The 24,959-nt window shown below is 68.6% G+C and carries 20 protein-coding genes; 5 read left to right on the forward strand and 15 right to left on the reverse strand.

Going from position 1 to position 24,959, the window contains the following annotated elements; all coding sequences use genetic code 11:
* Positions 1-140: 140 nt before the first annotated feature.
* The 10 genes from ACHAA4_RS07495 to ACHAA4_RS07540 form a co-directional block, all read right to left on the reverse strand.
* Entirely contained in the window at positions 141-1,694 is a 1,554-nt protein-coding gene (locus ACHAA4_RS07495) for an alanine/glycine:cation symporter family protein (RefSeq protein ID WP_435773570.1), read from the reverse strand.
* Between the two features lie 254 nt (positions 1,695-1,948).
* The gene (gatB, locus tag ACHAA4_RS07500) at positions 1,949-3,469 is read right to left on the reverse strand and encodes an Asp-tRNA(Asn)/Glu-tRNA(Gln) amidotransferase subunit GatB (protein ID WP_435773571.1); all 1,521 of its coding nucleotides are present in this window, start codon (positions 3,467-3,469) and stop codon (positions 1,949-1,951) included.
* Between the two features lie 8 nt (positions 3,470-3,477).
* A complete protein-coding gene (gene gatA, locus ACHAA4_RS07505; RefSeq protein ID WP_435773572.1) occupies positions 3,478-5,034 on the reverse strand; it encodes an Asp-tRNA(Asn)/Glu-tRNA(Gln) amidotransferase subunit GatA in 1,557 nt (518 codons plus the stop codon).
* A gap of 8 nt (positions 5,035-5,042) precedes the next feature.
* Positions 5,043-5,339: an Asp-tRNA(Asn)/Glu-tRNA(Gln) amidotransferase subunit GatC gene (gene gatC / locus ACHAA4_RS07510; RefSeq protein WP_435773573.1), complete on the reverse strand. Its 297-nt coding sequence runs from the start codon at positions 5,337-5,339 to the stop codon at positions 5,043-5,045.
* A 261-nt stretch (positions 5,340-5,600) separates the two neighbouring features.
* Positions 5,601-6,659, reverse strand: coding sequence for a baeRF2 domain-containing protein (locus ACHAA4_RS07515; RefSeq protein WP_435773574.1), 1,059 nt, complete (start codon positions 6,657-6,659; stop codon positions 5,601-5,603).
* Between the two features lie 116 nt (positions 6,660-6,775).
* On the reverse strand, positions 6,776-7,555 hold the full coding sequence (locus tag ACHAA4_RS07520) for a PP2C family protein-serine/threonine phosphatase (RefSeq protein ID WP_435773575.1): 780 nt from the start codon (positions 7,553-7,555) through the stop codon (positions 6,776-6,778).
* 120 nt (positions 7,556-7,675) lie between these two features.
* Complete coding sequence (locus ACHAA4_RS07525) at positions 7,676-9,223, reverse strand: adenylate/guanylate cyclase domain-containing protein (RefSeq protein ID WP_435773576.1); 1,548 nt, start codon at positions 9,221-9,223, stop codon at positions 7,676-7,678.
* Positions 9,216-9,791, reverse strand: a complete 576-nt coding sequence (locus ACHAA4_RS07530; protein ID WP_435773577.1) for a PH domain-containing protein — start codon at positions 9,789-9,791, stop codon at positions 9,216-9,218. The genes ACHAA4_RS07525 and ACHAA4_RS07530 overlap by 8 nt, the downstream gene beginning before the upstream one ends.
* A 200-nt stretch (positions 9,792-9,991) precedes the next feature.
* Complete coding sequence (locus ACHAA4_RS07535; RefSeq protein WP_435773578.1) at positions 9,992-11,065, reverse strand: biotin--[acetyl-CoA-carboxylase] ligase; 1,074 nt, start codon at positions 11,063-11,065, stop codon at positions 9,992-9,994.
* Positions 11,066-11,139: 74 nt separating this feature from the next.
* Positions 11,140-12,171 (reverse strand): SDR family oxidoreductase, encoded by a 1,032-nt coding sequence (locus ACHAA4_RS07540; RefSeq protein WP_435773579.1) that lies wholly within the window; start codon positions 12,169-12,171, stop codon positions 11,140-11,142.
* A 179-nt stretch (positions 12,172-12,350) separates the two neighbouring features.
* Here ACHAA4_RS07540 and ACHAA4_RS07545 point away from each other — a divergent pair, with 179 nt between their 5' ends.
* The 4 genes from ACHAA4_RS07545 (at position 12,351) to ACHAA4_RS07560 (ending at position 16,996) form a co-directional block, all read left to right on the forward strand.
* The gene (locus ACHAA4_RS07545; RefSeq protein ID WP_435773580.1) at positions 12,351-13,934 is read left to right on the forward strand and encodes an acyl-CoA carboxylase subunit beta; all 1,584 of its coding nucleotides are present in this window, start codon (positions 12,351-12,353) and stop codon (positions 13,932-13,934) included.
* Positions 13,935-13,948: 14 nt separating this feature from the next.
* A complete protein-coding gene (locus tag ACHAA4_RS07550) occupies positions 13,949-14,377 on the forward strand; it encodes an acyl-CoA carboxylase epsilon subunit (protein WP_435773581.1) in 429 nt (142 codons plus the stop codon).
* Positions 14,374-15,018 (forward strand): Maf family protein, encoded by a 645-nt coding sequence (locus tag ACHAA4_RS07555; RefSeq protein ID WP_435773582.1) that lies wholly within the window; start codon positions 14,374-14,376, stop codon positions 15,016-15,018. The genes ACHAA4_RS07550 and ACHAA4_RS07555 overlap by 4 nt, the downstream gene beginning before the upstream one ends.
* Positions 15,019-15,109: 91 nt before the next feature.
* A complete protein-coding gene (locus ACHAA4_RS07560) occupies positions 15,110-16,996 on the forward strand; it encodes an acetyl/propionyl/methylcrotonyl-CoA carboxylase subunit alpha (RefSeq protein WP_435773583.1) in 1,887 nt (628 codons plus the stop codon).
* A 118-nt stretch (positions 16,997-17,114) separates the two neighbouring features.
* Here ACHAA4_RS07560 and ACHAA4_RS07565 read toward each other — a convergent pair whose 3' ends face one another.
* The 5 genes from ACHAA4_RS07565 to ACHAA4_RS07585 all read right to left on the reverse strand — a co-directional run bounded on the left by ACHAA4_RS07565 (position 17,115) and on the right by ACHAA4_RS07585 (position 22,862).
* Entirely contained in the window at positions 17,115-18,257 is a 1,143-nt protein-coding gene (locus tag ACHAA4_RS07565; RefSeq protein ID WP_435773584.1) for a mannitol-1-phosphate 5-dehydrogenase, read from the reverse strand.
* 135 nt (positions 18,258-18,392) lie between these two features.
* The gene (locus ACHAA4_RS07570) at positions 18,393-20,429 is read right to left on the reverse strand and encodes a PTS mannitol transporter subunit IICBA (protein ID WP_435773585.1); all 2,037 of its coding nucleotides are present in this window, start codon (positions 20,427-20,429) and stop codon (positions 18,393-18,395) included.
* Between the two features lie 158 nt (positions 20,430-20,587).
* On the reverse strand, positions 20,588-22,246 hold the full coding sequence (gene ptsP, locus ACHAA4_RS07575; protein ID WP_435773586.1) for a phosphoenolpyruvate--protein phosphotransferase: 1,659 nt from the start codon (positions 22,244-22,246) through the stop codon (positions 20,588-20,590).
* The gene (locus ACHAA4_RS07580) at positions 22,246-22,518 is read right to left on the reverse strand and encodes an HPr family phosphocarrier protein (protein WP_435773587.1); all 273 of its coding nucleotides are present in this window, start codon (positions 22,516-22,518) and stop codon (positions 22,246-22,248) included. The genes ptsP and ACHAA4_RS07580 overlap by 1 nt, the downstream gene beginning before the upstream one ends.
* On the reverse strand, positions 22,515-22,862 hold the full coding sequence (locus tag ACHAA4_RS07585; RefSeq protein WP_435773588.1) for a PTS sugar transporter subunit IIB: 348 nt from the start codon (positions 22,860-22,862) through the stop codon (positions 22,515-22,517). Before ACHAA4_RS07585 ends, ACHAA4_RS07580 begins: the two co-directional genes overlap by 4 nt.
* Positions 22,863-23,002: 140 nt before the next feature.
* Between ACHAA4_RS07585 and ACHAA4_RS07590 the strand changes: the two genes are divergently transcribed.
* Entirely contained in the window at positions 23,003-24,934 is a 1,932-nt protein-coding gene (locus ACHAA4_RS07590) for a BglG family transcription antiterminator (protein WP_435773589.1), read from the forward strand.
* Positions 24,935-24,959: the final 25 nt, after the last annotated feature.

The raw sequence follows: 24,959 nt of genomic DNA on the forward strand, positions 1-24,959 counted from the left end.
GGCCCGTGCGCACGCTGACTCCCGGTCTGGTCCAGGAACAGGCCATGGGCACGAAGAAGCCCGGCGACTCCTCTCCCCTCGAGAGGTGTCACCGGGCTTCTTCGCTGCTCAGCGCGATCTCTCGCGCTGTGGTGTCAGGATCAGCGGCGCTCCGCCAGCTCGTGAGGAAGCGGCTCCGGATCCTCCAGCAGACGACCGGCCTTGCGATCTGCCAGGTACTGCTTCATCTCTTCCTTGACCTTCGGGGCAAGGATGACCAGGCCGATGACGTTGATGAAGATACACATGAACAGCGCCGAGTCGGCGAAGCTGAAGATGTTGTTGGTCGAGACCAGGCAGCCGATGACGACCAGGAGCAGCGCGATGCTGCGGAAGATCGCGTCACCGACCTTGGTGGTCCCGAAGAGGTGGCGCCAGGCCTGGATGCCGTAGTAGGACCAGGTGATCAGCGTGGAGTAGGCGAACAGCAGCACTGCCACCGTCAGCACGATGTTGAAGCCGGGCAGGAAGGAGTCGAAGGCCGCGGAGGTCAGTGCCACCGGGTTTTCGGCGGAGCCTGCATCCAGGGCCTCCTGGTACTCGGGGGTCCAGGCGAAGATGATGACCAGTGCGGTCATGGTGCAGATCACGACGGTGTCGATGAAGGGCTCGAGCGCCGCGTTGAAGCCCTCGGAGATCGGGCGGCGAGTCTTCACTGCCGAGTGGGCGATCGGAGCAGAGCCGATGCCGGCCTCGTTGGAGAAGGCTGCGCGGGTGACACCGATGATGATGACACCGAGCACGCCGCCGGAGATGCCCTCAGGCGAGAAGGCTCCATCGATGATCGCGCCGAAGGCGTCGCCGATGTTGGCGAAGTTCACGGCGATGACGATCAGGCAGGCACCGACGTAGATGATGGCCATGGCGGGCACGAGCTTGGCGGTGACAGAACCGATGGACTTGATGCCGCCGATGACGACGACGCCGACCAGGGCTGCGAACACGATGCCGAAGATCAGGGCCGCAAGATCAGAGCCGAACATGCCATCTTCGCCGCCGGTGGCTGCCCGCAGCTGGCCGAAGGCCTGGTTGGCCTGGAACATGCCGCCGCCGACCACGCCGAAGAGCATGATGGCGATGGCGAAGAGGCCGGTGATGATGGCCACCGGAATGCGACCCAGCTTGTGGTAGGCCACCTTGAGGTACTGGAAGGGTCCGCCGTGGACCACGCCGTTCTCGTCGATGTAGCGATACTTCACGCCGAGGGTGCACTCGACGAACTTGGTGCACATGCCGAAGAGGCCGGCGATGATCATCCAGAAGGTGGCTCCCGGGCCGCCCATGGAGACGGCTGCCGCGACGCCGGCGATGTTGCCCAGGCCCACCGTCGCCGAGACCGCAGAGGTCAGCGCCTGGAAGTGTGAGACCTCACCGGGATCCTTCTCAGTGGTCCACTTCCCGCGCAGCACCTCGAGGCTGACGTGCAAGGTGCGGAACTGCACGAAGCCGAAATAGATGGAGAAGCCGATCGCCGCAAGGATCGACCAGAGCACCACGATCGGTGCGTCATAGCCGCCCAGCGGGATGGTGGCGAAGATGATGGCGGCGAATCCGTCTGCGATTCCCGCGAACCACCCGTCAACGGTGGTGGCGGTCTGCTGCAGAACGGATTCCTCCGCGGCAGCCGCCATGATGTATGCACTCGTGGTGCTCATGTGATTCCCTCACTCGATGATCGATGCAAAGCGCGTGTGATCCTGCAATCCGGGGCCTGACCTCGGGTTGCGCAATAATCTACTCCCCTACTGTTACCGCCAGTTTGCGACACGCAATGATTGTGTATCAGGCATGTTTCCAGGTGGTGGAATATTGCACAAGAGAGAATTGTGCCATAGAACACAGAAACGGCCCAGAATCACGCTCGGTGAGCGGATTCTGGGCCGTCTGTCGGACACTCAGTGGGAGTGGGTCAGCCGTCGATCCCCAGCTTGGCCAGCACGATCTCGCGGACCTTGCCGGCATCGGCCTGGCCTCGGGTCTCCTTCATGACCGGGCCGATGAGCGCGCCGATGGCCTTGAGCTTTCCCGCGGCGATCTTCTCCACCACGTCGGGGTTCTCGGCCATGGCCTTCTCCACCGCTGCGGTGAGTGCTCCGGAGTCATCAGAGACGACCTCCAGGCCGCGGGCGGTCACAATCTCTTCCGGGGTGCCTTCCCCGGCGATCACGTGCTCCAGGACCTGGCGGGCGATCTTGTCATTGATCCGGCCCTCCTCGATGAGCGCGTTGAGCGCGCTGATCGTGGCGGGCTCCACACCGAGGGCGGCTGGTTCGACGTCCCGTGCGTTGGCCAGCCGGGAGATCTCCCCCATCCACCATTTGCGCGCCACGCTCGGGGACACCCCGGTCGCCACGGTCTCGTCGATCTCGTCGAGCAGCCCGGCCGCGACCACGTCACGGAACTCCTGCTCCGAGAAGCCCCAGGCGGCGAGCAGCCGACGCTTGCGATCCGCCGGGGGCTCCGGCAGCTGGGAGCGCAGCTCCTCGACCCATGCGGCGGTGGTGACGATCGGGACCAGGTCCGGCTCCGGGAAATAGCGGTAGTCATCGGCGTCGGACTTCGGGCGGCCCGAGCTGGTGGTGCGGGTGCCCTCCTGCCAGTGCCGGGTCTCCTGCACGATGGTCCCGCCGGCGTCGAGGATGCCTGCATGGCGGCGCATCTCGAAGGTCACCGCGTGCTCCACGGCGCGCAGCGAGTTCACGTTCTTGGTCTCCGAGCGGGTGCCGAAGGTCGTGGTGCCCTTGGGCATCATCGAGACGTTGGCGTCGCAGCGGACGTTGCCGCGCTCCATCTTCGCGTCGGAGATGTCGAGACCCTTGACGATGTCGCGCACCGCGGAGACGTAGGCTCGCGCGAGCTCCGGAGCACGGGCCCCGGCGCCGACGATGGGCTTGGTCACGATCTCCACCAGCGGGATCCCGGAGCGGTTGTAGTCCACCAGGGAGTAGTCCGCGCCCTGGATCCGTCCGGAGGTGCCGGCGTGGGTCAGCTTGCCCGCGTCCTCCTCCATGTGGGCGCGTTCGATCTCCACGCGGAAGATCTCCCCGTCGTCGAGCTCGATGTCGAGGTAGCCGTCGAAGGCGATCGGCTCGTCGTACTGCGAGGTCTGCCAGTTCTTCGGGGTGTCCGGGTAGAAGTACTGCTTGCGGGCGAAGCGGCAGTACTCGGCGATCTCGCAGTTCAGCGCGAGGCCGAGTTTGACCGCGTATTCCACAGCCTTGCCGTTGACCACGGGCAGGGTGCCAGGCAGCCCGAGGCAGACCTCGTTGACGTTGGTGTTGGGCTCGTCGCCGAAGGCGTTGGGCGCCGAGGAGAACATCTTGGTCTTGGTGTTGAGCTCCACGTGGACCTCGAAGCCGAGGACCGGATCGAACTTCTCCAGCGCCTCCTCGAAGCTCAGCGGGGACGCCTCTGTGAGCGTGTCAGTCATCTCTTCCTTCACTTCCCGGCGGGGTGAGCCGCCGCTTCCGTCTCCGCCAGCTCCGGCGCCTGGGCCCAGAGCGGCTCGGCGTCCTGGGTGAGCAGCTTCTCCAGCGCCGCGCCGGCCCTGTAGACCCGGGCGTCCTCGCGGATCGGGGCCAGGAACTGGATGCCCACGGGCAGGCCCTCGGAGAGTCCCCCCGGCACCGAGAGTCCCGGGATCCCGGCGAGGTTCGCCGGGATCGTGGCGACATCGTTGAGGTACATCGCCAGCGGGTCGTCGTCGTTCTCGCCCAGCGGGAACGCCACGGTGGGCGAGGTCGGGGAGATCAGCACGTCGGCCTTCTCGAACGCGGCGTCGAAGTCCTGCTGGATGAGCGTCCGGACCTTCTGCGCGGAGCCGTAGTAGGCGTCGTAGTATCCGGCCGAGAGCGCGTAGGTGCCCAGGATGATGCGGCGCTTGACCTCATCGCCGAACCCGGCGGCCCGGGTCGAGCCCATGACGCGTTCGATGGTCAGCGACCCGTCCTCGGGCAGCACCCGGGTGCCGTAGCGCACGCCGTCGAACTTCGCGAGGTTGGAGGAGGCCTCAGAGGGCATGATCAGGTAGTAGGCGCCCAGCGCGTAGTCGAAGCTGGGGCAGTCGACCTCGACGATCTCGGCCCCGGCGGCGCGAAGCGCGTCCAGGGACTCGTGGAAGCGGGCGAGCACGCCCTCCTGGTATCCCTCGCCCTGGAGCTGCTTGATCACTCCGATCCGCAGGCCGGCCACATCGGCACCGCGGACGGTCTCAGCCAGGGCCGGGACCTCTCCGGTGAGCGAGGTGGAGTCCCTGGGGTCGTGTCCGGCGATCAGCTCGTGGAGCAGCGCGGCGTCCTCTGTGGTGCGGGCCACCGGGCCGATCTGGTCCAGCGAGGAGGCCATCGCGATGGCTCCGTAGCGGGAGACCGCGCCATAGGTGGGCTTGCCGCCCACGGTGCCGGTCATCGCGCCGGGCTGGCGGATGGAGCCTCCGGTGTCGGTGCCCAGCGCCAGCGGGGCTTCGAAGGCGGCGACCGCGGCCGCGGAGCCTCCCCCGGAGCCGCCGGGGATGCGGGTGACGTCCCAGGGGTTGCGGGTCACGCCGTAGGCGGAGTGCTCGGTGGAGGAGCCCATCGCGAACTCGTCCAGGTTGGTCTTGCCCAGGATCGGCAGCTTCGCGGCGCGCAGCTTGGTCACCACGGTGGCGTCGTAGGGGCTCATCCAGCCGTCGAGCATCCTGGAGCCGGCGGTGGTGGGCTGGCCTTCGGTGACGATCAGGTCCTTGACCGCGATCGGGACGCCGGCCAGCGGGTGCAGCGCCTCGGCCTCAGGCCCGCCGGCGGCGCGGATCGCGTCGACCTCGGCGGCGGTGCGCAGCGCCTCCTCTTCTGCGACGTGCAGGAAGGCATTGATGCCGCGCTCACCGCCGTCGACGGCGGCGATCCGATCCAGGTGGGCCTGGGTCAGCGCCACGGAGGTGATCTCCCCGGCGCGCAGCTTCGCGGCCATCTCGGCGGCGGTGAGCCGGATCAGCTCATGGGTGTGGGTGGTCATATCGGGGGTCACTCCTCGTCCAGGATCGCCGGGACCTTGAACCGGCCGGCTTCAGCGTCAGGTGCATTGAGCAGCGACTGTTCAGCGGTGAAGACATGCCCGACCTCGTCCTCACGGAAGACGTTGGTCAGGGGCAGCGGGTGGCTGGTGGCGTGGACATCGCCGGAGACGGCCTCAGAGACGGTCGCCACGGAATCCACGATGACGGCCAGCTCCTGCGCCATCTTCTCCAGCTCCTGCTCAGTCATGCTGATGTGCGCCAGTTTGGCAAGATGCTCAACGTCTGCGCGTGAGATCTCAGACATGCAGCTCCCTCGGGATCGGTGGTGGATGAACTCGGTCCAGTCTATCGGCCAGGACGACGGCGGGCGGCGGGTCCGACCGGGGCGCACCCCGGAACGGACCGCACCCTCCGACGGCACGAAGCCCGGCGGATCGCAGAGCCGGACACGACGACGGCGGCCGCCCACCTTCACAGGTGAGCGGCCGCCGTCGTCGTGCTGGGGTGATCAGTCGATTCGACCGATGTCTCGGTCAAGCTGGTCAGCCCGGTGGTGCGTGGAGGCTCAGTCGGCCACGTCCTGGACCGGAGCCTCGTAGCGCAGGACCGCGGCCACGGCGCCGGAGACGGGGGAATTGATCAGCCCGACGGAGGCGCCGACGCCGGCGGCGTCGGCCAGCAGCTGGTCCTCGCCCTCGGCGCGCTCGTCCTGGCGCAGCAGCAGGGTGTCGACCGCGCCCAGCCGCAGCGCGGCCTGGATCTCTTCGGTGCCCTCGGCGGAGCGACCGTGTCCGGTGGCCTCGCCGTAGCGATCGGTCGCGTCCTTGCCGCGTGCGATGACGACGCGGCGAGCGATCACGGTGAGCTCATCGCGCAGCGCCTCTTCGGTGCCTTCATCGGCGCTGCCGGAGGGGATGCCGCCTCCGGTCTCGGCCTCGACGGTGAGCTCCTGGAGCGCCTTGGGCAGCTCCTCGTGCAGTCCACGTCGACCCTGGGCCTCGCCGGCGACGACGATCACGTCGGGGTTCCAGGAGTCAGCGATCTTCGCGACTCGCTCCGAGATGTCGCGGATGTTCTGAGTGGCGGCCTCGTCGGCGGAGCGCTGGATCTGCTTGTGGCTCAGCGCGCCCTGGCGGGGCTTGTGCACCGACTCGTTGCTCGAGCCCTGGACCGATTCTTCGGCCCCGGAGTCGAGCAGCTCGTCGCCGGAGACGACCAGCCGGCGGATCACGGCCTGCTGCTGGTCAGCGATGACCAGGAGCATCCGGGCGGCGCCGAGACGGTGACGCACGTAGTCACCGAGCTGCGCGGGCTCGCCGACAGTGGCGAGGTCCCCGGATCCCTGGGCGGCGTCGAAGTGCTCTTCGAGGATGACTCGGGTCTGGTCGGCCACGAGGACGCGGCCTTCATTGTGGACCTCGGTGGCTGCGGGTCCGGTGACGGACTCGTCCAGCGCGGTCAGTGCCGCATCAGGGGTTCCCGCCTCGGCGAGCTGGCCTCGGAGATCCTGCCAGCGGAGCCGGAGCTGATCCTCGGCATCGGCGGCGGGGGAACGAGCTTCGAGGTAGACGGTGGCGAACGGGCCCTGGGCCTCGTAGACGCCTCGTAGATTGGTCAGCTGCAACTGTGCTCCTTCCTGCGTCCGACGGCGGTGGGAGCTGGGCTCCCCGACCACCCGACGCGAGCTGTTGGTGGCAACAGGTGACTGACTTGGACGCTATCGAGGACGCAGAGGTGGGGTCAAGCGACCTGTTCCTGCACATCTACGACGACGACGGTGACGTTGTCGCGGCCACCGGCGCGCAGGGCCTGGTGGATGAGCCAATCCACGGTGTCCTGGGCGTTGCGTCCGGCGCCAAGGATGCGTTCGATCTCGGAGTCGTTCAGCTCTCCGCTGAGTCCGTCGGAGCAGATCATCAGCCGCTGGCCCGACCGCACCGGGGATTCGAAGTAGTCCGCGTCCCACATGTCCCCGGCGCCCAGGGCCCGAGTGATGACATTGCGCTGCGGGTGGGTGTGCAGCTCCTCGGCGCTGATGATTCCGGATTCGAACATGTCCTGGACCTGGGAGTGGTCCCGGCTCAGCTGCTGCAGCCGGGCGTCTTCGAAGAGATAGGTGCGGGAGTCGCCGATGTTGAAGACGAGCCAGTTCAGCCCATCGCCCTGGTCGGCGAGCAGCGCGCCGGAGACCGTGGTGCCGGCCTTGGAGTCTGTCGCCTCCCGGATCCGCTGGTCTGCTTCGCCCAGGAAGGTCTGGATCTCGTCTCGCGAGACGCGGCCCTCGGCCCGGTTCCAGCCATCGGCGAGGGTCTGCACGGCGAGCGCCGAGGCGACCTCGCCGGCCTCGTGTCCGCCCATTCCGTCGGCCACGGCGAAGAGCGTATCGGTGATCACCGAGGAGTCCTCGTTGAGTTCACGGCGCAGGCCCACATGGGACCCGTATCCATAGTCGAGGTAGAGGCCTGCGGACTGAGTCTGCTGCTCCCGGGGCTCCTCTGGACTTTCTGCGCTCGCTGCCACATCACCATCTTGTCACGGTGCCGGTGGATGTGGTGACGGTGCGGCGCTTTTCGCGCCGCGCGGCCGCAGACGTGGCGGAGGCAGGGTGTGATTCCGGACCTGCTGTGGAGGCGTCGAGGGTCAGCGGTTCTCGGTGATGATCCCGGCACCCTGGCCGCGCAGGAGCATGTTCGGCTGGACTTCACCGAAGCCGCGCACGATCCGGGGCGGCTGCGGGACCAGCAGGTAATCCGGATTGGACTCCAGCGTCTGGGCGGTGACCTGGTCCACCAAGATCGTGCCCGGGTCCGCCAGCGAGGTCAGTCGGGCGGCCAGGTTCACGGTGGGTCCGTAGATGTCCCCCATCCGGGAGAGCACGCGCCCCCACACCACCGATACCCGCGCTTCGGGCAGGACGCCGTCGGCCGCGATGGACTCGGCCAGGGCGAGCGCGATCTCGGCGCCGGCCTCGGGGGTCTCGGCGTTGTAGAGCACCTCGTCTCCGACGGTCTTCACCAGCCGGCCTCCGCCGATGGAGATGATCTCGGCGCATTTGGACTCGAAGTGCTGGACCATGTGGGCCAGGGTGCGCTCGTTCATCTGCCGCGAGAGCGAGGTGTAGGAGACCAGGTCGGCGAAGCCGACGGCGCGGGCCAGCGGGAGGGCGGCGTCGTCCTCAGCGCCGGTGCGCCCGTGTGCCGTGGCGGCCAGGCCGGACTCGACCCGGACGGTGAGCCGCTGCAGGGCCGCCGAGAGCTGGCGTCGCCAGGTGTAGCCCATGAGCTTCTGGATGGGCTCGATCAGCTGGGGCAGCGTCTCGACGACCTGGGTGCGCGCCACCGCGTCGGAGAGCTGGCCGTTGGCGATCTTGTCCTCCACCAGGGCCTCGATCTGCCAGACCACCATCCGGTCGGTCATCTGCCCCACCGAGCGGGTCATCGAGATGGCGGTCTCCTCATTCAGGTGACCGTCGCGGACCAGTTCGATCATGGTGGCCAGCGCCTCGACGTCGGTCTTGGTGAAGGCTTTGACGTCGTCGTCAAGGTTAGGGAATCCCAGCGCGCGCCAGAGACGCCGGGCCGAGCGCGTGGAGACGCCCAGCTGGTGCGCCATCTCGCGGTAGGTCAGGGTGCGTTCGGCGCCGAGCAGCCGGTGCTCCAGGTCGCGGATGGTCCGGTGCCATTCGCGCTGTTCCATGGTCGGGATCGGGATGGCCGCGGTCTCCGGGGAGCGTTCATGCCCGTTGAACGCCGAGGTGGGCGTGTCCGCGCCGGCGTGGCGCGCCGCCTGCACCTGCCCGGCAGTGAGGCCGAGGCTGCGGTCCGCCAATCCTTCCTGAGGAACGGTGAAGGCAGGGTCGGTGGTGAGCCGCCCCTCCCCAGCCTCCTGCAGCACGGTCTTGCGCACCTTGCCCTGGAGTCGCGGGGAGTTGAAGTCGGACCAGTCCTGGCGGGCCGCTTCGAGCTCAGCCGCGGAGTAGTTGGCGGAGACTCCGCGCGGCGGGCCGTCGAGGCCGGCCGCCTCGGCGGACCCCGCGGCCTCCGGGGAGAGCCTGGTCGGTTCGCCGCTGAGCTCGATTCCGCTGCTGGCGCCCGGGGGCGTGTAGCGCACGGCCCGCCAGGAGGCGTCGGTGTCCTCGCCTCCAAGGTAGACCGGTCTCGGGTCGCGGGCTGCCGGTGTCTCAGGCATAGTGCGCCTCTCCGTATCCGCCGGGAGCGGGGGCCTGGCTCGCGTACTGGGCGGCGACCTGGCGTCGGTATTCGCCCAGCTCCTCGGCGATGACGGTCTGGAAGTGCGCGGCGTCGGGCATGTTGCTCAGCCGGGTGCGCTGATGCTGGCCGTAGGCGCCGTGGAGCAGGATCAGGTCACCGGCCTCGGACATGGACTGGATCCGGGACTGCTTGAGCTGCACCTCGGAGAGCAGACCCAGCGGGACGACGCTCGCCTGGGCGGCGCCGAGCAGGTTCTTCTGCACCACCCGGTGGCTGGTCAGATAGGTCATCCGGTTGCCCCAGGTCAGCAACGGCTTGAGCGTCCCGAAGGCGAGCGCGAGGAGCCCGCCGGCCCACACCAGGAAGACCCCGATGTGCTGGTAGTGCTCCACGAACTCGGGCTGGTCTGCGCGGGAGAGGTAGCCCAGCAGGAAGCTCATCACCATCACGGTGATGAGGAGGTTCAGCAGTGCAGGGAGCAGCGCGCGGTGATGGGCGCGGGTGCGGATGACCACCTGCTCGCCGTCGACCAGCTTGAGCTTCATCGTGAGCCACAGCCTCCTGCCGGTCCTCGTCCACGCTCCCCGGGCCAGGGCGCGCAAGTTCACATGCGTTCTGGGACATGAGTCTACCGGGGGTGGCTGAGCACCAGCTTGGCCCGTCCTCCTGCGGCGTTTTACCGGGCATCACGTGGAGTACCGGCCCGACGGTCCCGCCGGTGTTCCGCGCAAGCCCCGGTAAAACGCTAGGAGGTGGGGCGAAGATGCGTCACGTCACCGGCCGAGAAGGATTTCAGCTGCGGGACCAGGGGCGTCCAGTCCTGCTCGGGTGCGGTGCGCCGGGCGGCGACCTTCACGTCGAGCGCACCCTGGGAGGTGAGTCCCTGGGCGACGCCGCGCTCGGCGCTGCCGTCGGGCAGCTCCACGCGGACCTCGTGCCCGAGGGTGGTCAGCACCTCCCCCACCAGCCGGATCAGCACCTGAGGCACCGTCTCCGGAGCGTCCCGCGCGGCAGCTTCGACGACGCCGAGCAGATCCGCGAAGCGCTCCAGATAGCAGCACAGCAGCTCGGAGCGCAGCCGCCCGGCGCCATCGCTGTCCGACTCGACATCACTGAGCGACCCAGCGTCGCTCAACGGCTCGACGGCTTGATTGACCCTGTGGTCCGGCTCATCGGATGACTCGGCGCGCGGATCCGTCCGCCTGCGGTGGAGCTCGATCAGCACAGAGGTGGAATTCTCGATGGGCAGCTGCTCGGGCGTGAGCAGCACGTTGATTCCGGCCCCCAGGACGACGACGGCGGCCGGTCCGGTCCCCGGAGCGCCAGCCACGACCGAGGCAAGGATCCCGCTGATCTTCCGCGCCGGCCCCTCGGGCTGGGTCACCTGCACGTCATTGGGCCACTTGAGCACCGCACGCTGACCCTCGGTGTCGAGTCCGACGTCGTGACGCAGCGTGTCCACAAGAGCCCGACCGGCGAGCATCGAGAGCCAGCCCAGATACGACGGGTCAAACTGCGGGCGCAGCACGATCGAGGTCGAGAGCGACGCCCCCTTCGGCGAGCTCCAGACCCGTCCGAGCCGACCCCGACCACCGGTCTGCTCCTCAGCCGTGAGCACCGAGAGGTGAGGCCACTCCGTCCTCGTCTGACCCTGGCCAGGCCGATGCGCCCGTGACTCGGCGGTGAGCGCGTCGATCAGCCACTGATTCGTGGACCCGACGGACTCGACCCGGGTGATACGAGAATAGGAGCCCCCGGCATCGGTGAGCAGTCGTCGGGCGAGCATGGCCTCGTCGAGCGGTGGCAGCGCGGCAGTCATGAGCCCAGATTAGGTCACCGGGATCGGACCGCCGGGGTGACGCCGCGCGGGTGGACCGCCGGGGTGAGGACGCGTCAGAGGAAGGCGTCGGGGATCAGCTCGGCCTCGGGATCCACCGCGTAGTCGGTGAAGTCCTCGACGCCCAGCTGGCGCAGGACCTGTTCATCGGTGAGGAAGGCCCCGCTGATCGGACGCAGCGTGCCGTCGGGCGCGGGGCTGGTCACCTGTCCGGAGAGCAGCGCCACGGCCGCGTCGGCGACGATGTCCACCCGGCGGGCGCCGCGGATCATGGTCTCGCCCTGCTCGCCGGCGAGCGCCGCCAGGTTCCGGATCGCCGCGGTGTCAATATAGGTGGCCGGCCACAGCGAGTTCACGGCCACGCCGTCAGGCGCCAGCTCTGCCGCCAGGCCCACGGTGGTCATCGACATCCCATACTTGGACATCGTGTAGGCCAGATGCCGGCCGAGCCAGACGGGGTCCAGACCGGACTCGCTCAGCGCCAGCGGCGGGGAGAGCGTCAGAATCTGCGGGGTGAAGCCGGTCTGCGCAGAAGGCCCGGGCGCTCCCCCGGCTGAACCGGCCGCTCCGGCAGCCGAGCCCGCGGCGTCGTCGTCGAGGGAGGTCTGGTGTTTGGCGGCGCTGGTGCGCAGGTGCGGGGCGGCGGTCTTGGACAGCAGGAAGGTGCCCCGGACATTGATGTCGTGCATCAGGTCGTAGCGCTTCATGTCCAGCACCTCGGTGGGTGAGAGATCGATCGCCGAGGCATTGTTGATGACGATGTCGATGCCGCCGAAGGTCTCCACGGTCTGCTCCACCGCCGAGAGCACGTCCTCGTCGCGGCGCACGTCGCCGACCACCGCGAGTCCCTGGCCTCCGGCGGCACGGATGTCCTCCACGGCGGTGTGCACGGTGCCGGCGAGCTTCGGGTGCGGGGTGTCGGTCTTCGCCAGGAGCGCGACGTTGGCACCGCGGGCGGCCAGCGCGACGGCGATGGCGTGTCCGATGCCCCGGGATCCGCCGGAGATCAGGACGGTCCGTCCGGTGAGTTCGCCAGCCTGGGTGGTCTCCACGGCAGGGGCGGGGTCAGGTGATGTGAACTGGGTCATAGAATCACCCTACCGGTGGGTAACCATGGGTGGAAGCGGACGGCTCCGTCGATGCGCGCAAGTCCCGCCTGGCTTTTTGTAGAGAGTCCACAGCGGAATGGCACCCTCACCTGGATAGACTGGCCGCTGAATTGTGGACTTCCTCCAGCCTGCGATCGGAAAGGTACCCCCGCGCAGCCATGACGTCAGACCTCACCACCACCGCCGGCAAACTGGCAGACTTCCGCCGGCGACGCGACAAGACCCATGCCCCCGCCGGGGAGGAAGCCGTGGCCAAGCAGCACAGCCGCGGGAAGAACACCGCCCGGGAGCGCATCGACATGCTTCTGGACCCGGACTCCTTCGTCGAGCTCGACGCCCTGGCGGTGCACCGCTCCACCTCCTTCGGGATGGAGACCCGCCACCCGCTGGGTGACGGCCTGGTCTCGGGCTACGGCACCATCGATGGCCGGCTCGTCGCCGTCTACTCCCAGGACTTCACGGTCTTCGGCGGCTCGCTCTCGAAGGTCAACGGCGAGAAGATCGTCAAGGTCCAGGAGTTCGCCGCGCGCAACGGCTGCCCGGTGATCGGGATCAACGACGGCGGCGGCGCGCGCATCCAGGAGGGTGTGGCCTCGCTGGCCATGTTCGCCGATATCTTCCGGAACAACGTCCACGCCTCGGGCGTGGTCCCACAGATCACGCTGATCATGGGCCCGGCCGCCGGCGGCGCCGCCTACTCCCCCGCCCTGAACGACTTCGTGATCATGGTGGACAAGACCTCGCACATGTTCATCACCGGACCCGACGTCATCAAGTCGGTCACCGGTGAGGACGTCGACATGGAGACCCTCGGCGGAGCACGCTCCCACTCCACGGTCACCGGAACCGCCGCCTACATGGCCACCGACGAGGCCGACGCCGTGGAGTTCGCCAAGGAGCTGCTGGAGTTCCTGCCGCTGAACAACCTGGCTGAGGCGCCCATCGAGGACTTCGAGGAGCGGCCCAAGATCGAGGCCGGAGACGAGGCGCTCAACGCGCTGATCCCGGATTCATCCTCGGCGCCCTACGACATGCGCACCCTCATCGAGCAGATCCTCGATGATGGTCACTTCCTGGAGCTGCAGAGCCTCTACGCCCCGAACGTCACCATCGGCTTCGGCCGGGTGGAGGGCCGCTCGGTCGGCGTCGTGGCGAACCAGCCCACCCAGTTCGCCGGGACCCTGGACATCGCCGCCTCGGAGAAGGCCGCGCGATTCGTCCGCTTCTGCGACTCCTTCAACATCCCGATCCTGACCCTGGTCGACGTCCCGGGCTTCCTGCCGGGCACCGACCAGGAGTTCAACGGGATCATCCGGCGCGGCGCGAAGCTGCTCTACGCCTACGCCGAGGCCACGGTCCCGAAGATCACGGTGATCACGCGCAAGGCCTTCGGCGGCGCCTACATCGTGATGGGCTCCAAGAAGCTCGGCGCGGATGTGAACCTGGCCTGGCCCACGGCGCAGATCGGTGTGATGGGCGCTCAGGGCGCGGTGAACATCCTCTACCGGCGCGACCTCGCCGCGGTGGAGAAGTCCGGCGGGGACGTCGAGGGGCGCCGCAGGTCGCTGATCGCCGACTACGAGGCGGAGCTGCTGAATCCATACCAGGCCGCTGAACTCGGCTATATCGATGCGGTGATCGAACCGGCGGAGACCCGCTGGCAGATCGCCAACGCCCTGCGCGCCACTCAGCACAAGCGTGAGGCGCTGCCGGCCAAGAAGCACGGGAACATTCCGCTCTAGGAGGGCTTCAGACCATGACCGATGCAACCATGAGCGCCGAGGAGCTCGCCGCGAGCCCCGCGGCGGCTGCCCCGAGCGACGCCGGTCCCGGCTCCGAGTCGACCGCCGAAGCACCTCGGTCGGCGGCTGTCACTGAGGGCATCGACCTCGAGCAGGGTTCCGAGGCTGGGTCGGACTCTGATTTTGACGCGGAGGCGGAGGCGGAGCAGGATCCGGAGGCTGCGGACGGCGCGGACCTGCAGATGGCCGGCGGGACGCTCAGCGATGAGGAGCTCGCCGCGGTGACCGCCCTGCTGGGCACCCTGGCCGGAGCCTCCGGGACGGAGGGCAACGGGGCCGGCAGCGCCGGACCCACCGATCGCACCCTCCAGCGCCGACGTCGGCTCGGCCTCTGGGGTCGACCCGGGCCGGACTCCTGGAAGCATGCGGCGGGCCTGCGATGACCCGCCTGATCCTCGGCTCCGCCTCGACCAGCCGCGCCCGGATCCTGAACCAGGCCGACATCGCCTTCACTGTGCGCGTCTCCGACGTCGACGAGCCCGCAGCCGTGGCAGCCGCTCGGGAGAAGCTCGACGACGAGCAGCTCACCCCCGCCATGGAGGCCCAGCTGCTCGCCGACATGAAGGCCTCGGCAGTCGCGAACCTGCCCGGCATCAACAGCCGCCCCACGGTCCTGGTGCTGGGCTGCGACTCGGTCTTCGAGCTCGACGGGGCCAGCTACGGCAAACCCCATGAGGTCGACGTCGCGGTGCAACGCTGGAAGCAGATGCGCGGACGCACCGGAGTGCTCCACACAGGCCACGCCCTGGTCGACGCCGCCACCGGGACTCGCGCCCAGCGCACGGTCTCCACCCGGGTGAACTTCGGTGAGCCCAGCGACGCCGAGATCCGGCGCTACGCCCAGTCCGGGGAACCGCTGAACTGTGCCGGAGGCTTCACCATCGACGGTCGCGGCTCCGCCTTCATCGAATCCATCGAGGGAGACCACCTCTCCGTCATCGGGGTCTCCCCCGCGGCGCTGCACTCGATGCTCGCCGAGCTCGGACATTCCATCACCGACCTGTGGTCCCCGCCCCCGCGGTGAGCCACACCTGAGACATCCCAGGGGCGGCACCACCCGCGCCTGCAGACCCACCGAGCCAAGGTGGGTGACAGCGAAAGCAGAGAGAGGAACCATGACCGAGTTCACCAAGGTCCTGATCGCAAACCGCGGCGAGATCGCCGTCCGCGTGATCCGTGCCGCCCAGGATGAGGGGCTGGCCGCCGTCGCCGTCTATGCCGACCCCGACCGTGACTCGGTGCATGTGCGCATGGCCGACGAGGCCTACGCCCTCGGCGGCGCCACCGCCGCGGACAGCTACCTGAGCATCCCCAAGATCCTCGCCGCAGCCCGCGCCACCGGCGCCGACGCCGTGCATCCGGGGTACGGGTTCCTCTCCGAGAATGCGGAGTTCGCCCAGGCCGTGATCGACGCGCGCCTGACCTGGATCGGACCCTCGCCGAAGGCCATCGAGACCCTAGGAGACAAGGTCTCGGCACGGCAGCTCGCTGAACGGGTCGGCGCACCGCTGGCACCGGGGACCAAGGAACCGGTCAAGGACGCCAAAGAGGTCATGCGCTTCGCCGAGAAGCAGGGCCTCCCGCTGGCCATCAAGGCCGCCTACGGCGGTGGCGGGCGTGGCATCAAGGTGGTCCGCGAACACGACGAGATCGCTGAGCTCTTCGAGTCTGCGGTGCGCGAGGCGGTCTCCGCCTTCGGACGCGGCGAATGCTTCATCGAACGCTTCCTGGACTCCCCGCGCCACGTCGAGACCCAGTGCCTGGCGGACGAGCACGGCAATGTCGTCGTCGTCTCCACCCGCGACTGCTCGCTGCAGCGGCGCAACCAGAAGCTCGTCGAGGAGGCACCCGCACCGTTCCTGACCCGGGCGCAGAATCGGCAGCTCTACCGCTCCTCCAAAGCCATCATGAAGGAGGCCGGCTACGTCGGCGCCGGCACCTGTGAGTTCCTCATCGGTCAGGACGGCACCATCAGCTTCCTGGAGGTCAATACCCGCCTGCAGGTGGAGCACCCGGTCTCCGAGGAGGTCACCGGCCTCGACCTGGTCCGCGAACAGTTCCGGATCGCCCGCGGCGAGCGGCTGGGCTACGAGGATCCCGAGATCCGCGGACACAGCATCGAGTTCCGGATCAACGGCGAGGACCCGGGACGGAACTTCATGCCCGCACCGGGCACCCTGGAGACCTTCGATCTGCCGCACGGGCCCGGGGTCCGGGTGGACTCCGGCGTCCACGCCGGAGAGACCATCTCCGGAGCCTTCGACTCGATGATCGCGAAGGTCATCATCACCGGAGCCTCCCGCGAGCAGGCGCTGCGCCGGGCCCGGCGTGCGCTCAAGGAGATGAAGGTCGAGGGCATGCCCACCGTGCTGCCCTTCCACCGCGCGGTGCTCGAAGACCCCGCCTTCGCTCCCGAGCTGGCCGCCGGCACTCCGAGTCCCGCCGCCGGCGGGTCCGGCTCCACAGCGGCCGCAGGCCAGGGCAATGCGGTCTCTCAGGCGGCCGATCGACTGGCACGACGCCGGGCGCCGGCCCCGGAGAGCTTCCATGTGCACACGCGGTGGATCGAGACCGAGTTTGACAACAAGATCCCGCCGTACAACGCGCTGATGGCCCACCCGGCGCATGACCACGAGGACCCGCGCGAGTCCGTCGTGATGGAGGTCAACGGCAAGCGCATCACGGTGAACCTGCCCGCGGCGCTCGCCGGCGGCAAGCTCGGCGGCAAGCCGGCCGGAGGCAAGAAGCGGCGCAAGGCGCGCAGCACCTCCGCCGCCGCGATCTCCGGCGATGACCTGACCTCACCGATGCAGGGCACCATCGTGAAGGTGGCTGCGAAGGACGGGTCGAAGGTCGCCGAAGGGGACCTGGTGCTGGTGCTGGAGGCGATGAAGATGGAACAGCCGATCACCGCGCACAAGTCCGGCCGGATCAAGGGCCTCAAGGCCAAGGCAGGCTCCACCGTGACGGCCGGCCAGGTCGTGGCCAGCATCATCGACTGAACCCCGTCGGCCGGGCCGGGGCTGGTTCATCGACCCCTCCCCGGCCATCTGTCGCGAGCGGGGCCCGCAGAGCCTGCGAGCGTGACGCTGCCCCGGTGAGGCTCTCGCCGGAGCCCGTTCAGCCCTGGCGGGCGGCGACCATGTCGCGGATCCTGCTGTAGAGCGGGTCCGCCGGCTGCAGCCCGGTGACCTGGGCGGTCAGTGCGTCGGCGTCGAGCTCGCTCAGCTGCTGCTGCAGCTGCTGGGTCTGCTCATCCGCGGCAGACTCGAAGTACAGCGCCGCCTCGACCACGGCGAGCAGCCCCTCCACGCTCAGCCCGCGTTCGTGCGCCTCCACGGCCGGACCGACGAGGCGCTCGTTCCGGGAGAGCTTGCGCAGCGGCTGCCGGCCCACCCGGTCCACGGTGTCGGGCAGCTCCGGATTGCGGAAGCGCTCCAGGATGGTCTCGCGGTAGCCGGCCATCTCCTCGGCCGCGAAGCCGTGCTTGGCCACCAGCAGCGCGGAGGTCTCCTCCAGCGCGGCCCGGACGCCGGCGAAGACGGTCTCATCGGCCAGCGCCTCGGCGATCTTGCTGCGCCCGGCACGGAAGCCCAGGTAGGCCGCCGCCGCGTGACCGGTGTTCACGGTGAAGAGCTTGCGCTCGATATACGGTCCGAGGTCCTCCACGAAGTGGGCGCCCGGAATGTTGGGCCGGTCCGCGCCGAAGGGGCCTGCCTCGATGGCCCATTCATAGAACGGCTCCACGGTGACGTCGACTCCCCCGTCGGCGGGCTGTCCCGGGACGATCCGGTCCACCGCGGTGTTGGCGAAGACCGCCCGGGCGGAGAGCTCCTCCCACTGCTCCCCGGCCAGCTCCCGCACGTGCCCGCGCAGCGTGTCGGTGGCGCCCAGTGCGTTCTCACACGCCATCACCTGCAGCGGCTTCGCCTCGGCCGGGCGCTGGAGCAGGCCGGCGAGGACGTGCGGGGCGATGAACCTCAAGATGGCGGGGCCCACCGCGGTGGTGACAACATCGGCCGACGCGACCTCCGCGGCGACCGCCTGTGGGTCCTCCGCACTGTTGATCGCCCGGAAGTTCGTGACCTCCCGGTCGACGCCGCCGGCTCCGACCTCGTGGACGGTGTAGCTGCCCGCTGACGTGAGCGCGTCCACCAGGGGTGCGGCGACATCGGAGAACACCACCTCGTAGCCTCCCTCGTGCAGGAGGGTTCCCACGAAGCCGCGGCCGATGTTTCCCGCGCCGAAATGAACTGCCAGCATGTTGACTCCCGAAGATTGAGTGTTCAGACGTATGTGGTGTGTACAGATGCGAAGGGGGTGCGCCACCGGGTGATCCCGCGTGACGCACCCCCTCTGGCTCAGCTCGTGCCCGAGGGCACCAGTGTGGGCTCAGGCTCAGCCGGCGTTGACCGCGGAGAGCAGTCGCAGCAGCTCCTCCTCCGAGGAGGCCCGCTTGAGCTTGGCGACCTCTGCCTCGTCGGAGAAGAGCTCGGCGATCTTGGAGAGGATCTCCAGGTGCTCGTCTCCGACCCCTGCGATGCCGATCACGAAGGTGACCTTCTCACCGGACCAGTCCACGCCGCCGTCGTAGCGGGTCACCGACAGCGCCGAGGCCAGAACAGCCGACTTCGCGTCGTTGGTGCCGTGCGGGATGGCCAGCTCGTTGCCCATGTAGGTGGAGACCGTGGCCTCGCGCTCCTTCATGGCGGAGAGGTACTCCCCGGTGACCGCACCGGCCGCGCCGAGGATCTCAGCGGCTTCGGTGAGCGCATCATCCTGGGTGGCCGAGCCGGAGTGGATCCGGACCTGTGAGCGGGTGAGGATCTGCGAGTCGCTGCGCACCCGGGTGTCGGTGGAGACGCCCCCGGCGGAGGAGTCCCTGGAATCCGTGGCTCCGTCGGCGCCGGAACCGGAGCCCGCGGCCTTGGATTCGCTCTCCCGGATCAGCGTCACGACGTCGTCGTACTCCGGGGCGTTCATGAAGCTGTCCACGGAGACGTGCACCGCCTGCGGCTCCTTGGCCCGGGCCCGATCCGTGAGCTGCTGCTGCGTGATGACCAGATCAGCGTTGCCGGGCAGCGAGGCGACGGCCTTGTTGGTGACCGTGACACCCTCGATGCCTGCGCCGACGATCTTCTTGCGCAGCACCGAGGCGCCCATCGCGGAGGAGCCCATGCCGGCGTCGCAGGCGAAGATCACGTTGGTGATCTTCTGCGCCGGGACCTGGGTCGCGGAGGAGAGGTTCGCCAGGTGTGAGGAGGACTTGCCCTTGTTGGCCTCGGTCTTCGCCACCGCGGCGGAGAAGCTGTCCTCGGTCGCGGCGAGGTCGCGCTTGCGGCTGGAGAGCAGGATGACCGCGGCCACAGCGAACGTCACGCCTGCGGAGAGGATCACGGAGAGGATGACGCCCACATAGGAGTCCGACGCCGTCTGCAGCAGCACTGCGAAGATGGAGCCTGGCGCCGCAGGGGCGCGCAGACCGGCGTCGAAGACCATGTTGGTGCCGACGCCGGTGGCGCCGCCGGCGACGACGGCCAGCAGCAGAGCCGGCTTCATCAGCACGTAGGGGAAGTAGACCTCGTGGATGCCGCCGAGGAACTGGATGAGGATCGCGCCCGGAGCCGTGGCCCGCGCGACGCCGGTGCCGAAGACGGTGAACGCCAGCAGCACGCCCAGGCCGGGACCGGGGTTGGCTTCGAGCAGGAACAGGATCGACTTGCCGTTCTCGGCGGCGTCGGCGATGCCCAGCGGGGTCAGCACGCCGTGGTTGATGGCGTTGTTGAGGAAGAAGACCTTCGCGGGTTCGATGATGATCGAGGTCAGCGGCAGCAGGTTGGTCTCGATGAGCCAGCGCACTGCGGTGCCCATGACGTCCATCAGCGCGTTGATGACCGGGGCGAGCCAGTAGAAGCCGGCGAGGGCGAGCAGGAATCCGCCGATGCCGGCGGAGAACATGTTGACCAGCATCTCGAAGCCGGACTTGATCTTGCCCTCCCACAGGCCGTCGAGCGCCTTGATCGCGTAGGCGCCCAGCGGGCCCATGATCATCGCACCGATGAACATGTGCACCTCACCGAGCGGATCGGTGCCCTCGGGCAGCGTCGCGTTGAACTGCGCGACGATGAAGTCGGAGCCGGCGATGACACCGATGGTCGCGATCGCGCCGACCACGGCGCCACGGGTCTCGTAGATCATCCGCCCGCCCTGCATGGCGATCAGGATCGGGAGCAGGTAGTGGATCATCGGTCCGACGATCGTGGCAAGACCCTCGTTCGGGAATGGACCGACCTCGATGAACAGCGCGGTGATGATGCCCCAGGCGATCAGGGCCGGGATGTTGGGCATGATCATGCCCGATAGGAACGAGCCGAATCGCTGGACGGCTACGCGCGCGCCGCCCTGATTCTTCGTCTCAGCTGACACCGTTGTCATGACGGAGCCTCTTTCTTGTGATGGTGCGGCGCCCCTCAGCGGGTGCGTCGAAGGTGGCGGTCCCGGAAGGGAGACCTGTCTGAGTGATTCAGTCGGTGATTCAGTTGTGGTGTGGATTCCACTTCTTCGCGTTGCTTCAGCTCTGCTTCAGGCGCCGCTCAGGACTTCTGCGCCGCTCCCTGCGCGGCCTCGCGGGCCTGGGTCGCGGTGGCCGCAGTCAGCGCGGCGGCCGCGATGCTGCGCGCCTCTTCCAAGGTGTGCAGCTTCAGCTCCGCGCGCACCTCGGCGAGCGCGGCGGGAGACATGGACAGCGTGTTCACACCGAGCCCGACCAGGACGACGGCGAGCAGCGGGTCCGCGGCGGCCTCGCCACAGACTCCGACCGGCTTGCCTGAGGCGATCCCGGCGGCGCCGACTTCACGGATCAGCCGCAGCACCGCGGGGTGCCAGGGATCCTGCAGGGACGCCACGGAACCGAGCAGTCGGTCGGCCGCCATCGTGTACTGGGTGAGGTCGTTGGTGCCGATGGAGGCGAAGTCGGTGCGCGAGAGCAGCTCATCGGCCATCAGCGCGATGGAGGGGACCTCCACCATGACCCCTGCTGTCGCGAGCCCGTGCTCCTTGGCCAGTGCGGTGAACGCCTCGGCCTCCTCCACTGTGGAGACCATCGGAGCCATCACCCAGACGTCGGCCTCGGTGTTCTCCTGAGCCTGGGCCAGGGCCGTGAGCTGATCACGGAGGATCTGCTCATTGGCCATCAGTGCGCGCAGTCCGCGCAGGCCCAGTGCCGGGTTCTCCTCGGGTGCGTCGTTGAGGAAGCTCAGCGGCTTGTCGGCGCCGGCGTCGAGTGCCCGGACCACGACCTTCTGGCCGGGGAAGGCCTCGAGCACCGACTGGTAGGCCTCACGCTGTTCCTCCACTGACGGCGCCTCGTCGGCGCTGAGGAAGAGGAACTCGGTGCGGAAGAGTCCCACGCCTTCGGCGCCCAGCGCCACGGCCTTGTCGGTGCTCTTGGCCGAGCCGAGGTTCGCCAGCAGCGGCACCGCGGTACCGTCCGCCAGCGCGCCGGGGGTGATCGGCGCGGCGGCCTCGGCCTCGTGTGCCGCGCGACGGGACTGGGCCTCGTCGAGCTGCTCCTGGGTGGGGTCCGTGATGACCGAACCGGCTCCGGCGTCGACGATGACCTGCTGGCCCTCGGTCAGGCTCTCGGCCTCGGCGACGCCGACGATGGCGGTGATGGACTTCTCCCGAGCCAGGATCGCGGTGTGCGAGGTGGGTCCGCCCTGGATGGTCACCAGAGCCTGGACCTGGTCCAGGTTCAGCAGCGCAGTGTCCGCCGGTGCCAGATCCTCGGCCACCAGGATGAACGGGTGGCCCGGATCCGGGACGCCGGGAGCGGGCAGCCCGCGCAGGCTGGCGATCACGCGCTGGGAGACGTCAGAGAGGTCCGAGGCGCGCTCGCCGAGGTAGCCGCCGAGCTCTTCGAGCGTGGCGCGGAACTCGGCGAAGGCCTCGTGCACGGCGTACTCGCCGGTCTTGCCCGCCTTCAGCCGGGTCGCCACGGCTTCGTGCAGCGTCGGGTCCTGGGCCATCATGGCCTGGGCCTCCAGCACATCGCGCGCCATGCCGCCGGCCGTGCGACCGCGAGCTTCGAGCTCGGCGGCCACTTCGGCGACTGCCACCTGCACACGCTGCGTCTCTTCCTCCACGCTGCGTGCGGAGGCTTCATCGACAGGTGCTGGCGGCGGAGGGGACATCCGGGCCACGGGACCCGCGGCGATGCCCCTTCCGACGCCGATTCCGGAGAGCTCCGACATCAGGAGGCCCCGTCATGGTCGGTGGTGAGGAACTGCTCCAGGCTGTCCAGGGTCTGCTCCTCGTTCTCGCCCTCGGCGGTGAGCAGCACCTGGTCGTCCTTCTCCACACCCAGGGAGAGCACCCCGAGGATGCTGGCCGCGTTGACGGACTTCTCGCCTTTGGCGATCGTCACCTGCGCGCCGGAGGCCTGGGCGGCCTCCACGAACAGCTTGGCCGGACGTGCGTGCAGTCCCTGGGAGGAGGCGACTGTGACAGTGCGAGTTGAGCTCATGAGAGTCCCTTTCGGGTTGATGCGGCGGCAGCCGCGTCGGGCATGGGGAGGGCCTCGAGGATCAGCGCCAAGGCGCTGGTGCCCTCGAGGTCGGTATAGATGTCTTCGGGAAGCAGTCTCACCGTGGTGCCTGCCGGCGCGGTGAGTCCTTCGATGTCCTCCAGCGAGTCCGCCAGATGCGGGCCCAGGAGGATCAGATCTGCGGAGTCGAGATCATGCAGGAGGGAGGCCTGATTTCCTGCGCGCACTGCGTAGGGCACGCCGGCGAGGCGCATCGCCTTCTGCACGCGCTGCGCCACGAAGGTGCTGGACGCGCCAGCACCACAGACCACCAGGATCTCCATTGATCTCACACTTCCTTCCTCCTCGATTGTGCAGTGATTCAGGGCACATCGCACTGGCCTGGGGCCGAGAGTTCTTTCCGCCGGGGAGGAAAAATCACCCGGGCGATGTGGCCGCCCGGTAAGGTTTGAGCGTGGACCGGATGAGTAGACGCCAGGAGCAGCTGATCAACCTGCTCCTGCGTGAGCCCGGGTGGATCACCGCAGGCTCTTTGGCGGACCTGCTCGGCGTGACCCCGCGCAGCGTCAGGTCCTACATCGCGCAGCTCAATGCACGCGTCCCGCTCGGAGCGACGGCCGCTGACTCGCAGACGACCCTGATCGAGTCCGGGCCCGCCGGGTATCGGGCAGACCGGGCCGCGCTGGCGACGCTGCGCAGCGACTCCGGCCGCGCGTCGACCCGGGACCGGCTCCACGGCCTGGTGCACGAGCTGCTCGAGGCCCAGAACGGGGTCGACCTGCGCCGCACCGCGGAGCGCCTCTATGTCTCCATGGCCACGGTGGAGGCCGATCTGGTCCGGGTCCGCGAGCTGCTGGCGGACACCGGCAACACCATTCAACGCTCAGGCTCGCGTGCGCTGCTGGTCGGAGAGGAGCTCGCCCAGCGGCGGCTGGTCTCCAAGCTCGCCCATGAGGAGATGGAGCACGGCTCCTTCGACGGCGAGGGCCTGCGCCGCGCCGCGGGGCTGGGGTCTCTGGAGGCGGAGGCCTTCGGCCCGTTCAAGCGCGAGCTGGCGACCCAGCTGGCCGAGCAGGGCTATTACGTCAACGAGTTCGCCTCCGCCGATGTGGTCCTGCATGTGGCCATCGCCGCCGATCGGGTCAGCCACGGTCACCCTCTGGAGGGCACCCATCTGCAGCCCAGCGCCCAGCAGGAGCGACTGGCCGGCGTCGTCGGGAAGCTGACCTCGGAGCATTTCGGGGTGAGCCTGGGCCAAGGTGATCTGCAGCATCTGGCCTCCCTGGTGCTGACCCGGGTGGTCGCCTCGGACGGCAGCGCGGGCACCGAGGTGCCGCTGGACCCCGAGGTGGAGCGAGCGGTGATCCGCGCCGTGGGCCACGCCGCGGAGGAGTATCTGGTCGACATCGCGCACGCGGACTTCATCCGCCGACTGAGCCTTCACGTGCAGAACCTGGTCCACCGGGCACGGGAGCAGGCGTTCTCACGCAACCCGCTGACGAAGTCGCTGAAGTCGACGTATCCGATGATCTTCCAGGTTGCGGTCTCCATCGCCAGCGACGTCTCCGAGCAGCTGGACGTGTTGATGCGTGAGGATGAGATCGCCTATATCGCCATGCATGTGGGCGGCCGGCTCGAACGCAGCCGCCGCGCGGATGCCGCGCTGACCGCCACCATCGTCTGTCCCGGCTACTACGAGCTGCACGACCTGCTGCGCTCGCGGCTGGATGAATCCCTCGGCCCGGGGATCGAGGTCACCGCGGTGGAGACCCGGACCGATCCTGACTGGGCCGGAATGGACACCGATCTGGTGCTGACCACGATCGAACCGCCGGTGCCCGATGAGCGCACGGTGCAGCTGGCCCCGTTCATCACCGACGCCGATATGCAGCGCATCGCCGCGGTGGCGTCGAAGCGTCGTCGCGCCCGTCGGCTCACCCGGCTGCGCGGGGAGCTCGAGCGGTACTTCAGCCCCGAGGCCTTCATCCGCCCGCTCAAGGCCAAGGACGAGGAGGATGCGATCCGCCAGCTCAGCGCTCCGCTGCTGGCCCAGGGCATCATCGACGAGGACTATGTGCTGGGCACCATCGAGCGCGAGCGCCTCTCCTCCACCGCCTTCACCGAATCGCTCGCGGTCCCCCACGCGCTGACCATGACGGCCCGGCGCACCACGCTCTCCATCGGGATCGCCGAGGGGTCGATCCGCTGGGGAGAGGGTCGCATCCAGGTCGTGGCCCTGGCCGCGTTCTCCGAGTCCGAGCGCGACGCGTTCCAGACCATCTTCGAACAGCTCATCGAGGTGCTCAGCGAACGCGAGTCGCTGCAGCGGATCTTGCGCAGAGGCACCGACTTCGGCGGGTTCCTCGACGAGCTGGTCGCCGTGATCGACGGCTGAGCCGAGCGCGGTGCTTCTCCTCAGA

Source organism: Nesterenkonia maliinae, assembly GCF_051262655.1.
Lineage (GTDB): Bacteria > Actinomycetota > Actinomycetes > Actinomycetales > Micrococcaceae > Nesterenkonia.

What these genes read in the sequence shown, in the direction of transcription:
- ACHAA4_RS07495 (WP_435773570.1), bottom strand. Translation starts at nt 1,694, where the DNA reads ATGAGCACCACGAGTGCATACATCATGGCGGCTGCCGCGGAGGAATCC.
- gatB (WP_435773571.1), bottom strand. Translation starts at nt 3,469, where the DNA reads ATGACTGACACGCTCACAGAGGCGTCCCCGCTGAGCTTCGAGGAGGCG.
- gatA (WP_435773572.1), bottom strand. Translation starts at nt 5,034, where the DNA reads ATGACCACCCACACCCATGAGCTGATCCGGCTCACCGCCGCCGAGATG.
- gatC (WP_435773573.1), bottom strand. Translation starts at nt 5,339, where the DNA reads ATGTCTGAGATCTCACGCGCAGACGTTGAGCATCTTGCCAAACTGGCG.
- ACHAA4_RS07525 (WP_435773576.1), bottom strand. Translation starts at nt 9,223, where the DNA reads ATGCCTGAGACACCGGCAGCCCGCGACCCGAGACCGGTCTACCTTGGA.
- ACHAA4_RS07530 (WP_435773577.1), bottom strand. Translation starts at nt 9,791, where the DNA reads ATGAAGCTCAAGCTGGTCGACGGCGAGCAGGTGGTCATCCGCACCCGC.
- ACHAA4_RS07535 (WP_435773578.1), bottom strand. Translation starts at nt 11,065, where the DNA reads ATGACTGCCGCGCTGCCACCGCTCGACGAGGCCATGCTCGCCCGACGA.
- ACHAA4_RS07540 (WP_435773579.1), bottom strand. Translation starts at nt 12,171, where the DNA reads ATGACCCAGTTCACATCACCTGACCCCGCCCCTGCCGTGGAGACCACC.
- ACHAA4_RS07545 (WP_435773580.1), top strand. Translation starts at nt 12,351, where the DNA reads ATGACGTCAGACCTCACCACCACCGCCGGCAAACTGGCAGACTTCCGC.
- ACHAA4_RS07550 (WP_435773581.1), top strand. Translation starts at nt 13,949, where the DNA reads ATGACCGATGCAACCATGAGCGCCGAGGAGCTCGCCGCGAGCCCCGCG.
- ACHAA4_RS07555 (WP_435773582.1), top strand. Translation starts at nt 14,374, where the DNA reads ATGACCCGCCTGATCCTCGGCTCCGCCTCGACCAGCCGCGCCCGGATC.
- ACHAA4_RS07560 (WP_435773583.1), top strand. Translation starts at nt 15,110, where the DNA reads ATGACCGAGTTCACCAAGGTCCTGATCGCAAACCGCGGCGAGATCGCC.
- ACHAA4_RS07565 (WP_435773584.1), bottom strand. Translation starts at nt 18,257, where the DNA reads ATGCTGGCAGTTCATTTCGGCGCGGGAAACATCGGCCGCGGCTTCGTG.
- ACHAA4_RS07570 (WP_435773585.1), bottom strand. Translation starts at nt 20,429, where the DNA reads ATGACAACGGTGTCAGCTGAGACGAAGAATCAGGGCGGCGCGCGCGTA.
- ptsP (WP_435773586.1), bottom strand. Translation starts at nt 22,246, where the DNA reads ATGTCGGAGCTCTCCGGAATCGGCGTCGGAAGGGGCATCGCCGCGGGT.
- ACHAA4_RS07580 (WP_435773587.1), bottom strand. Translation starts at nt 22,518, where the DNA reads ATGAGCTCAACTCGCACTGTCACAGTCGCCTCCTCCCAGGGACTGCAC.
- ACHAA4_RS07585 (WP_435773588.1), bottom strand. Translation starts at nt 22,862, where the DNA reads ATGGAGATCCTGGTGGTCTGTGGTGCTGGCGCGTCCAGCACCTTCGTG.
- ACHAA4_RS07590 (WP_435773589.1), top strand. Translation starts at nt 23,003, where the DNA reads ATGAGTAGACGCCAGGAGCAGCTGATCAACCTGCTCCTGCGTGAGCCC.